At 36.4% G+C, this 11,063-nt stretch carries 6 protein-coding genes; 5 read left to right on the top strand and 1 reads right to left on the bottom strand.

The features are described 5' to 3' along the window. The first annotated feature begins 184 nt into the window (after positions 1 to 184). From dxs to typA, 3 genes are all read left to right on the top strand, one after another. A complete protein-coding gene (gene dxs, locus QM491_RS20150; RefSeq protein WP_283329327.1) occupies positions 185 to 2,146 on the top strand; it encodes a 1-deoxy-D-xylulose-5-phosphate synthase in 1,962 nt (653 codons plus the stop codon). A gap of 161 nt (positions 2,147 to 2,307) precedes the next feature. Then, complete coding sequence (locus QM491_RS20155) at positions 2,308 to 4,131, top strand: sensor histidine kinase (RefSeq protein ID WP_283329328.1); 1,824 nt, start codon at positions 2,308 to 2,310, stop codon at positions 4,129 to 4,131. 393 nt (positions 4,132 to 4,524) lie between these two features. After that, positions 4,525 to 6,339 (top strand): translational GTPase TypA, encoded by a 1,815-nt coding sequence (gene typA / locus QM491_RS20160; protein ID WP_283329329.1) that lies wholly within the window; start codon positions 4,525 to 4,527, stop codon positions 6,337 to 6,339. A 526-nt stretch (positions 6,340 to 6,865) separates the two neighbouring features. On the opposite strand, the gene QM491_RS20165 is transcribed toward typA, so the two are convergent. Then, positions 6,866 to 8,608 carry a hypothetical protein gene (locus QM491_RS20165; protein ID WP_283329330.1) on the bottom strand — a complete coding sequence of 581 codons (1,743 nt, stop codon included), beginning with the start codon at positions 8,606 to 8,608 and terminating at the stop codon, positions 6,866 to 6,868. Positions 8,609 to 8,980: 372 nt separating this feature from the next. On the opposite strand from QM491_RS20165, the gene panB reads away from it, so the two are divergent. Both panB and QM491_RS20175 read left to right on the top strand, forming a co-directional pair. Beyond that, the gene (panB, locus tag QM491_RS20170; protein ID WP_283329331.1) at positions 8,981 to 9,796 is read left to right on the top strand and encodes a 3-methyl-2-oxobutanoate hydroxymethyltransferase; all 816 of its coding nucleotides are present in this window, start codon (positions 8,981 to 8,983) and stop codon (positions 9,794 to 9,796) included. Positions 9,797 to 9,834: 38 nt separating this feature from the next. Then, positions 9,835 to 10,560, top strand: coding sequence for an RluA family pseudouridine synthase (locus QM491_RS20175; protein WP_374761270.1), 726 nt, complete (start codon positions 9,835 to 9,837; stop codon positions 10,558 to 10,560). Positions 10,561 to 11,063 lie beyond the last annotated feature (503 nt).

The raw sequence follows: 11,063 nt of genomic DNA on the forward strand, positions 1-11,063 counted from the left end.
AAAATAATTGCGTAAATTGCACCATATTTGGACATTGTAACAATCTATCTTTCCGTTAGATTTTTTAAACAATTTAAAACCCTCACAGTTTATACTTCAGGCAATTGAATTGTTTAATAATCAGTTGACACATACCAAGCAACAAACAAGTAGAGTTAAAGCTACTTTTAGACCAATCGAAATCATGCAAATTACACCAGGCAAAATATTAGCTCAAATCAACTCCCCAGAGGATTTGAGAAAACGTGACCGCTCGGAATTGTTGCAAATTTGCGACGAACTACGTCAGTATATCATCGATAATGTATCGGTGTATGGTGGCCACTTTGGCGCATCACTTGGTGTTGTTGAATTATCAGTTGCACTTCATTACGTATTTAATACGCCCGACGACCAATTGATTTGGGACGTAGGTCATCAAGCGTATGGACATAAAATATTGACAGGCCGTAAAGATTCTTTCCACTCAAATCGTTTGTATGGAGGAATTTCGGGTTTTCCAAAACGCAAAGAGAGCCCTTATGATGCTTTTGGTGTAGGTCACTCATCTACTTCAATTTCGGCAGCATTGGGTATGGCTGTTGCGTCAAAATATAAAGGCGAAAATCACCGACAACATATTGCTGTAATCGGTGATGGCTCTATGACAGCAGGGATGGCTTTTGAGGCAATGAACCACGCTGGCGATATTCCAAACAATATGTTGATTGTTTTGAACGACAATTGCATGGCTATCGACCCCAATGTTGGAGCCTTGAAGGAATATTTAACTGATATTACTACTTCGCATACTTATAATAGAGTAAAAGACGAAGTTTGGAATTTGCTTGGCAAAATGTCCAACTTTGGAAAATCAGCGCAAGAAATTGTTTCTAAAATCGAAAATGGACTGAAAGCTACTTTGCTCAAACAAAGTAACCTTTTCGAGTCGCTGAACCTTCGTTATTTTGGACCAATAGATGGACATGATGTTGAATATCTAGCAACGGTTTTGAATGACCTAAAAGATATTCCTGGTCCAAAAATCCTTCACTGTATTACAACCAAAGGCAAAGGTTATGCTTTGGCAGAAAAAGATCAAACTTTGTGGCATGCGCCAGGGAAGTTTGATAAAATTACAGGAGAAATTAAGAAGAAAGTTTACGCTACTCCTCAGCCTCCCAAATACCAAGATGTTTTTGGGCATACCATTGTTGAGCTTGCAGAGCAAAATCCTAAAATTATGGGAGTTACGCCAGCCATGCCTTCAGGTAGCTCGCTCAACATCATGATGAAAGCAATGCCACATCGTGCATTCGACGTAGGTATAGCCGAACAACATGCAGTTACTTTCTCGGCGGGTATGGCGACACAAGGATTGACGGTGTTCTGTAATATCTATTCTACATTTATGCAGCGTGCTTTTGACCAAGTGGTGCATGATGTAGCGATTCAAGAATTACCTGTAATTTTCTGTCTTGACAGAGCAGGTTTTGCAGGAGCCGATGGCCCAACCCATCATGGTGCTTATGATATTGCCTATATGCGTTGTATTCCGAATATGATTGTTTTTTCACCAATGAATGAACAAGAGCTTCGCAATATCATGTATACTACATCTTTAGATGACTTTAAAGAATTGAAGCAAACAATTTCTATTCGTTACCCACGTGGCGAAGGTGTTATGCCAAACTGGAAAACACCATTCGAAAAAATGGAAATTGGGAAAGGGCGTAAAATTAAAGATGGAGAAAAGGTGGCAATTCTCACTTTGGGACATATAGGGAACTACGCAGTAAAAGCTTGTGAAGAGCTTGCTAACGAAGGTATAAATCCAGCTCACTATGATATGCGTTTTGTGAAACCTTTGGACGAAGCTATGCTCCATGAAATTTTCCAAAACTATGACAAGGTTATTACCGTAGAAGATGGTTGTCTTCAAGGAGGATTTGGTTCGGCTGTGGCAGAGTTTATGCTTGACCATGATTATTCAGCACAAATCAAACGCCTTGGTATTCCAGATAGAATTGTAGAGCATGGCGAGCAAATCGAATTACATAAAGAATGCGGTTTTGACCCAGAAGGCATTGCACAAGCTGTAAGAGATATACTTGGAAGAGAAAAGGTTGTACATTCAAGCAATGTTGTTAATCTTACCATGAACTAAAAAGTCTTATCTATTTTTAAAGGCGAGAATCTCTCGCCTTTTTTATTATACATACTTTGATAAATGAAGGTAACTTCGTAGGTTTGATTTCTTATAAATGCTCTATTCCTTTACTTCAACTATGCTAAACAATCGACTAGGCTATTAATTTCTCTTTTAATATGATTCGTTGGGTATTTCTAACTTTGATTATTCTTTCTTCGCAGTTCGCATTTTCTCAAAAAGAAATCGTGATTGAAAATCCCAATCAGGCACTCTCTATTGGAAATAATATTGAAATACTTGAAGACAAAAAAGGAGTTTATTCATTATATGATGTATTGAAACGCCCTGATGTCGATGCTCATTTTATCAAAAGTCTTCAAGCAAGTCCAAATTTTGGTATTACAAAATCTGTTATCTGGTCGCGCTTTACACTTGTCAACAAATCTGGTCAACGCTTATATCTCGAAATAGGAGAACCTGTCTTAGATAGTATTAGTATTTACCGAGTAGATCACGGAAGTATCACTCACAAAAGACTAGGAGTATATCAGCATAAAAGTAAAAGAGATATACAAACCAATTTGTATTTGGTAGATTTGGAGCTTAATTCAGACCAAAAATGTACCTACTATATTCGAATTCAGAATAATTTACCCCTTTTATTTCCTTTAAGAGTAGCTCCTCTCAAGATTTTCTTTGAAGACAATCACCCCAAAGACCTTATGCAAGGTATTTATTTGGGTATCATGCTTGTAATGGCAATCTTCAACTTCTTTATTTTTTGGACAGTGCGAAGTAAGGAATACCTATATTATGTCTTGTATGTATTGGCATTTGCAGGTTTTTTCTCATTCAATAAAGGTATTGCCCATGAGTATCTTTGGCCCAATGCTATCTGGTTCAATCATTTTACTTCCGTATTTATTTCGGCTGCTATTGGATTTGGATTACTATTTGCCGAAAGCTTTTTGGATGCCAATAAGTACCTTCCTGCTTCCTATAAAACGGTTCGTATTCTTTTGTCTGCCATTGCATTCTTTTTGGTAGCTAATTGGTTAGGAGCAGGAGCCCTGAGCACCCAAATTTTGCATAGTATTGCCTTTTTGGCTGTAATGTATATTCTATTTTTAGCTATTTATATTTGGATTCAAGGTTCGCAAGCGGCATTATTTTTCTTGGTTGCGTGGGCAGTCATGTTAGTTAGCGCATTGATATTTATTTTGCAGCTTTCTAATGTTTTACAAAGCGACAACTTTACTCGCAATGCTCTTCAAGTGGGTTCTGCATTAGAGGTGGTATTACTATCATTTGCCTTAGCGTATCGAATCAACTATTATCGATTAGAAAAAGAAAAATACCAAGCTGAGGTTATTCAGCAGTTACGAGAAAATGAGCAAATCAGAAGTCGTATAGCTAGAGATTTACATGATGATATTGGTAGTACCTTGAGTAGTATTGGTATATTGAGTCAAGTAGTTGAATATCAGATTGATAAAAATCCATTGTCCGTTAAAGAATTAGTTCAGAGAATCAACGAAAGTTCGCAAAAGGTTCAACGATCTTTAAGTGATATAGTTTGGACAACTCGACAAACTAGCAATAGTTTTGGTGAAGTGCTAGTCAAAATGAAGGAGTTTGCTGCTGAAGTCTTTGAACCTAAAAATATTAATTATCATTTTCAAACTGAAAATTTACCTGAAATACAACTTTCAGCTAACAAACAGTATAATCTCTATCTGATATTTAAGGAGGCAATCAATAATATTGTCAAGTATGCAGATGCCACAGGAGTAAGCATTGAAATTAGCTTCGAGAGCGGTGAATTGCGTTTATTTGTTAAGGATAATGGGGTAGGTTTTGATGAAACTCTCATTAAAGCAGGAAATGGCTTAGGAAATATGCGTAAACGAGCAGAAAGCCTTGGTGGTAGTATTATTATACTTTCTAGGGTTGGAAATGGTAGCTCTATCGAGCTGAAAGTACAAATTAAGCAGCCTTAAATTTAGGACTTAACAATAGAAAGAAACCTAAGTATAAACACTTATAAATATTTGGACTTTACTAAGGGAAAAGACCACTTCTATAAAGTTTCGGTAGTTGATTCTCAAAATCAAGATAGCATTCTTATCGACAAAGTTGGAATAAGTTGGCAGTAGCCAGTAGGGGGTTATAGTAATTATGAAGAAAAAATAATTATAAACAATTGAATAATAATACATTAAAAATCATTTAGATAAAAAAAATACCATTTTTATTTGAAGGTTAATAGCACTTTTCTAAGAAAAACTCCGTACCTTTGCACCCTCATTCAAGAGCTACGTTAATAGTTATTCGTGTTACAAAAGCAAAATGGCGATTAACGATTAGTAAATAACAGATAACATTCATCGAAGATGCAAAGCATTCGTAACATTGCAATTATAGCGCACGTTGACCACGGTAAAACGACCCTTGTTGACAAAATCATCCACGCATCGAAATTATTTCGTGATAACCAAGAATTTGGAGATTTGATTCTTGATAACAATGACTTGGAACGTGAACGTGGTATCACAATTGTATCTAAAAACGTATCAGTTCGCTACAAAGGCGTAAAAATTAATATTATTGATACTCCTGGTCACTCCGACTTTGGAGGTGAAGTAGAACGTGTATTGAAATTGGCTGATGGTGTTTGCCTTTTGGTGGATGCTTTCGAAGGTCCAATGCCTCAAACTCGTTTCGTTTTAGGAAAAGCGATTGACTTAGGTCTTAAGCCAATCGTAATTATCAACAAAGTTGATAAAGAAAACTGTCGCCCTGACGAAGTACACGAGCAAGTATTTGACTTGATGTTCAACTTAGGTGCAACAGAAGATCAATTAGACTTCCAAACACTTTACGGTTCGTCTAAACAAGGATGGATGAGTACTGACTGGAAACGCAAAACTGAAGATATTACTGAATTATTAGATGTAATCATCGATAATATCCCTGCTGCTCCAATCAATGAAGGTCCTGCTCAAATGCAAATCACTTCATTGGATTACTCTTCATTTGTGGGTCGTATTGCTATTGGTCGTGTTCACCGTGGTACATTCAAAGAAGGACAACAAGTTGCTTTGATGAAATCTGACGGTACAGTGAAGAAAATGAAAATCAAAGAACTTCAAACATTTGAAGGTCTTGGAAGAGCAAAAGCTGATGAAGTTTCTTCTGGCGAAATTTGTGCAATGATGGGTATTGATGACTTCGAAATTGGTGATACTATTTCGGATGTTGAAGTTCAAGAGGCATTGCCACGTATTTCGATTGATGAGCCAACAATGAACATGTTGTTTACAATCAACAACTCTCCATTCTTTGGTAAAGAAGGTAAATTTGTAACATCTCGTCACTTACGTGATCGTTTGTTCAAAGAAACTGAGAAGAACTTGGCATTACGTGTTGTTACTACAGATTCTGAAGATAAATTCTTAGTATTTGGTCGTGGTATCCTTCACTTGTCTGTATTAATCGAAACGATGCGTCGTGAAGGTTATGAATTACAAGTAGGACAACCTCAAGTAATTTTCAAAGAAGGCGAAAATGGTGAGCGTTTAGAACCAATCGAAACATTGGTAGTAGACGTTCCAGATGAATCTGCTGGTAAAGTAATTGAATTAGCTACACAAGGTAAAGGTGAGTTATTGATTATGGAGCCAAAAGGTGACTTACAACACTTAGAATTCAACATTCCTTCACGTGGTTTGATTGGTATGCGTTCTAAAGTATTGACTGCTACTTTTGGTGAGGCTATCATGGCACACCGTTTCAAAGCGTATGAGCCTTACAAAGGTCCAATCCCTGGTCGTATCAACGGTTCATTGATTTCGATGAACTCAGGTTCGGTTACCGCTTATGCAGTAGATAAATTACAAGACAGAGGGGTATTCTTTATCGATCCAGGTGAGGAGGTTTATGCAGGTATGGTAGTTGGAGAGCATAACCGTCAAAATGACATTGAAGTAAACCTTCAAAACGCCAAACAATTAACGAACATGCGTGCTTCTGGTACGGATACTAACGTTAAGATTGCTCCGAAAATCCAATTCTCATTAGAAGAGTCAATGGAATATATCCAAAAAGATGAGTACTTAGAAGTAACTCCTCAATCGATTCGTATGCGTAAAATCTATTTAGATCCAAGTGTACGTAAACGTATGGAACAAAAAATGGAAATGGCTTAGGCTTAAAAAACAAAACCCCTCTGATTCAAGTCGGAGGGGTTGTCCTTTTACCACTAATTGCTTTATAATTTCTATACATATAGACAGTAATTTCTGTAAAAGGGTTGTATGGGTAATTAACTTTTTTTGATTTTATTTTAAAAGAATCTATTTCTTCCTGATAATCAAGGCAATAAAAAAACTCCCAGAAAAATTCCGAGAGCTTTCTAAATTCTCCATAAGCTTTGATAATTCCTTTATTACTTTCTTGAGTCTTTCCCAATTAATTATTAGGATACCAGTAACCTAATAATGACCAAGTATTTTCTTTTCTCATACCTCTCTACTTGTATTGGCTAATCATATATCTGAAAGATTCTTCTCTAAAGCAAAAGTTATTTATTGCTGAGTAAGTTCATTTACAAATCTGCAATAACATTCCCTATTTCCTATTAAAGATATTATTAACCGTAAAAAGGTTGTAACATATAGAAAATAAAAAGCCCCTGATTTTTCAATCAGAGGCCTTAATAATAATCCTTAGAAACTATTTTCTTTTTGGAGAATCAGGAATGATTCTGATATCATTTGGTTTCTTAGGATCAATATAGAATTTGTATTTTGCTACTTGTCCAGTTGGCTTACAATCACCAGCACTCAAACGTTGAACTTCGTATTCATAAACCGCTGGCGATTTAGGAAGAGGAAGGTCTTCTGGCCATTTGATATTTGGATTTGTAGCCACGTTTTCGTAGTTAACAACTGTACTGTATTTTTTCACACCTGTTACTGTACCAGCACTAGCTTTCTTACGTCTTGGGATAAGCTTTTTAGCAGGAGCTGCTGTTACTGTAGCTGGAGTTGTCGCTTTAGCAATCTTGCGAGGCTTACGCACTGGCTTACCTGTTCCGAAGTATTTAGTTGCAGTTGAACCACCGAAGATTTTAAAGATATATTGATCATCAGTTTTTACAACTGGAGCTATTGGAGCTGGTTTTGCTTTGTAGCCAAAACTAGCAGCATTTGCTTCAGACAAACATTTACCTTGTACACTTGATTGAATAGTATAGTAATAGAAGCTACATTCATCACCATTTACAAGAGAAACATTATTAGGTAAGTTTAACGTTGTAGACTTGGTAGTTTGCTGATATACTGGAATACCCGAACCATCAGCTTTATATAACTTGAAAATATACTCTTCGTTTTCTGGAGTACCAGAAGTACTTTTCCAGCGGAAAGTAGGTTTTTCAGTCGAGCCATAGTCATACATTCTTCCACTTTCCGATTCAAGTGTTGGCACTGCACAAACTACTGGAGCTGGAGGCGGAGGTAACAATTCATAAACTGTTTGAGCATTACATGCACCAAATGTGTGAGCTAACGCCAAACCAAAATTACAACCACCATGTGTTCTTGTATCCTCTTTAGTCAACAAGATATTAGAGCCTGGTGTTACATCCTGGCCTACCGTTGTAAATGGAGTCTTTGTAACAAAGCCTACAGCATTCAAACCTAGTGACCAAGTCTTAGACAAGTTGTATAATAAGTCTACACTAAGAACACCACCTAGTTGGTTTTTAGAAGCTGATGGATTTAAGCGAAATATCACTTGATCTGCGCCTAAGTTACCAGGAATTGTAGCCCCAAAACGAGGTGCTGAGGTATTCATCAAACCACCTTTAGCATCGATATCCAAAGAGAATTTCGTTCCTAGTGGTAAAGACACAGCAGGTCCAATCATCAATAAAAAATCCTCATAGCTACCAACTTTGTCATAAGTCAATGCACTAGTAGGAATACCTTTTGTAGCTGCATTACGAGCAATCAAACCTTGTGGCCCTTTGTAGTCATCACTAACACCAAAATTTTGATAACCACCTAGGATACCCAAACCAATCTTACCCCAAAAGTGATTAACTGTTAAATAGTTATATGCACCAGGTTTAAGAAACATTGTAATATCTTCACCTTCTTTGCAGAACGGAGTTGCAACACCAATACGATCAGTAATTTTCCAATACTGCTTTGCTTTAGTTGACATTACTACATTACTATTCTTATAAAAAGCAGTATCAAGATGATAACCATCTGCCACTGTTTTTACAATTTTACCGTTAGAATAAGTAGTAGTAGTAATTCCACTTTCTGTCACTGAACTAACAATTGACGGCTTGCTTTCGGTCTGTGCAGTTGCTACTTGACTAGCTAAAAGGCATGAAATAACCCCCATTGATAGTCGCTTAGAAACATTGACAGCGAAACTGGATTTTGAAAAATTTTGTTTCATAACTGCTTCTTTTATAATTATTAATATAGGATTTACTGGTAATGCTTTAGTTTAGACAAAAATATAGCCAAAAAGTCACTAACAGAAACAATATAAAGTAAAAAAGTCATATTGTCAAATGGCGAAACCTTGGATTATCAAACCCTCTGCTAGAGTTTTTTGATAAGAATCCCGTAAATTTGCACAAATACAATTTTACAAGCAAAGATACATCTCATTATTTAATATTGAATACCGCTTAATAAACGGTTTTTAAGAAGAATTTCTTGTTCGTATAATTAATCATTTGTTTTACAATGATTTAAAATTTGCTATTTCATCAATTGTTATTATTTATTTTGAAATAAGTCCCATTCGTTAGATAGAACTACCATGTCTGTACATAGTGAAATTAAGAGAATTACCACCCACATTTTGCAAGAAATGAAAAATCGTGGTGAAAAAATTAGTTGTTTAACGGCATACGATTATTCGATGGCTCGTATTGTCGATGCAGCAGGTGTTGACCTTATTTTGGTTGGGGACTCTGCCTCCAATGTAATGGCTGGGCACGAAACTACACTCCCAATTACTCTCGACCAAATGATTTACCATGCTTCGTCGGTAGTAAAAGGCGTAAAAAGAGCCCTAGTTGTGGTCGATATTCCATTTGGTTCTTACCAAGGTAACTCTTCTGAGGCACTTCGTTCTGCTATCCGAATAATGAAAGAATCGGGCGCACATGCTGTTAAAATGGAAGGGGGAGCCGAAATAAAAGAATCGATTATTCGTGTTTTAAGTGCGGGTATTCCAGTGATGGGACACCTAGGACTCACACCACAATCTATCTACAAATTTGGTACTTACTCTGTACGTGCTAAAGAAGATGATGAGGCTACCAAACTTATCGAAGATGCTAAAATGCTTGAGCAATGTGGGGCTTTTAGTGTTGTGCTTGAAAAAATTCCTGCGGTACTTACCAAAAAAGTGTCCGAACAACTAACCATTCCAACTGTGGGTATTGGGGCAGGACCTGATGCCGATGGGCAAATTCTGGTGGTACACGATATGCTCGGTATCAATAAAGAATTTAAACCTCGCTTTTTGAGAAGATATGCAGACTTAGACACTATTATGCACGAAGCCATTGGCCAATATGTAGCAGATGTCAAAGCTGTAGACTTCCCTAATGCTAAAGAAAGTTATTAATCTTAAGGAGCAAACACTCCTACTAATCAATTATTATCATGAAAGATTTCCATGTAGTTTACGAGGATAATCATATTATTGTTGTGAGCAAAAGACCAGGGATTCTCGTTCAGGGAGATTCTACTGGAGACCGCACACTTACGGATGCTGTAAAAGAATATATCAAAAAGAAATATGACAAGCCTGGTGATGTTTTTTTGCATCCAGTTCATAGGCTTGACCGTCCTGTAAGTGGACTGGTTGTTTTTGCACGTACTTCAAAAGGTTTGGAGCGTATGATGGAAATTTTTCGTAAACGTGAAATTCAAAAGACGTACTGGGCAGTTGTAAGAAAAAAACCAGCCAATGAGAAAGGTAAACTTACTCATTGGCTGGTTAAGGATGAAAAGCGTAATGTGGTAACCGCCTACGATACAGAAGTAAATGGTTCACAAAAAGCTGAATTATATTATAAAGTTTTAGGTACAATTAATAAACACTATTTACTTGAAGTTGAACCTATTTCTGGAAGACCACATCAAATTCGAGTACAGTTAGCAAGTATGGGCTGCCCAATTAGAGGTGACCTCAAGTATGGTTATGATAGGCCAAATGCTGATGGTAGTATTAATTTGCATGCGCGACGCATTTATTTTACCCATCCTATCAAAAAAGAGCCTATTATTTGCAAAGCAGCCGTGCCTCCAATTCCATTTTGGGAAGAGTTTCTGGAACTAGATCCTGAGGATATTAAGCAAAAAAATCTGGGTTATCTTCATGAATAACGGGTGTTGATACATCTGACCAAATTTGTAGTATCAAGCTTGATACCGCTTGTTTAACACCTTGTAAAATTCCAGACGCGATACTCAATGGAAGTATTAACGGTAAAAACACAAGCCATTGTAGAAGCATAAATTGATTTACCTTTTTCATAACTTTTAGATTTTAATGGTTGTAAACGATTTTATTCCACTTTAAGTGGTTAATTTTTGATTTGAGTGATATAAAGGTAATTTCTTTTGTGAAAGCACACAAATTAATTTTGTTAAAATTTTACAATTTTTTATTATTTAATTCACAAACAATATAATACATAAACCCATTAAATTGTTTAAAAGAAAATAAAAAAAGCCTTTGCAAAAACTTTGCAAAGGCTTATTTGTTTTAGTTGTCTAGTCCTGAAATAGGTTGTCATCCAACCGACTTATTAAATGGAAACAAGTTCAAAAGCGAAACAGAAGCGTAGTCAACGAGATTACAGTATGGCTTTTAAATTACAAGTTAT

The sequence above is a fragment of the Flectobacillus longus genome, assembly GCF_030056705.1.
GTDB classification, from domain to species: Bacteria; Bacteroidota; Bacteroidia; order Cytophagales; family Spirosomataceae; genus Flectobacillus; species Flectobacillus longus.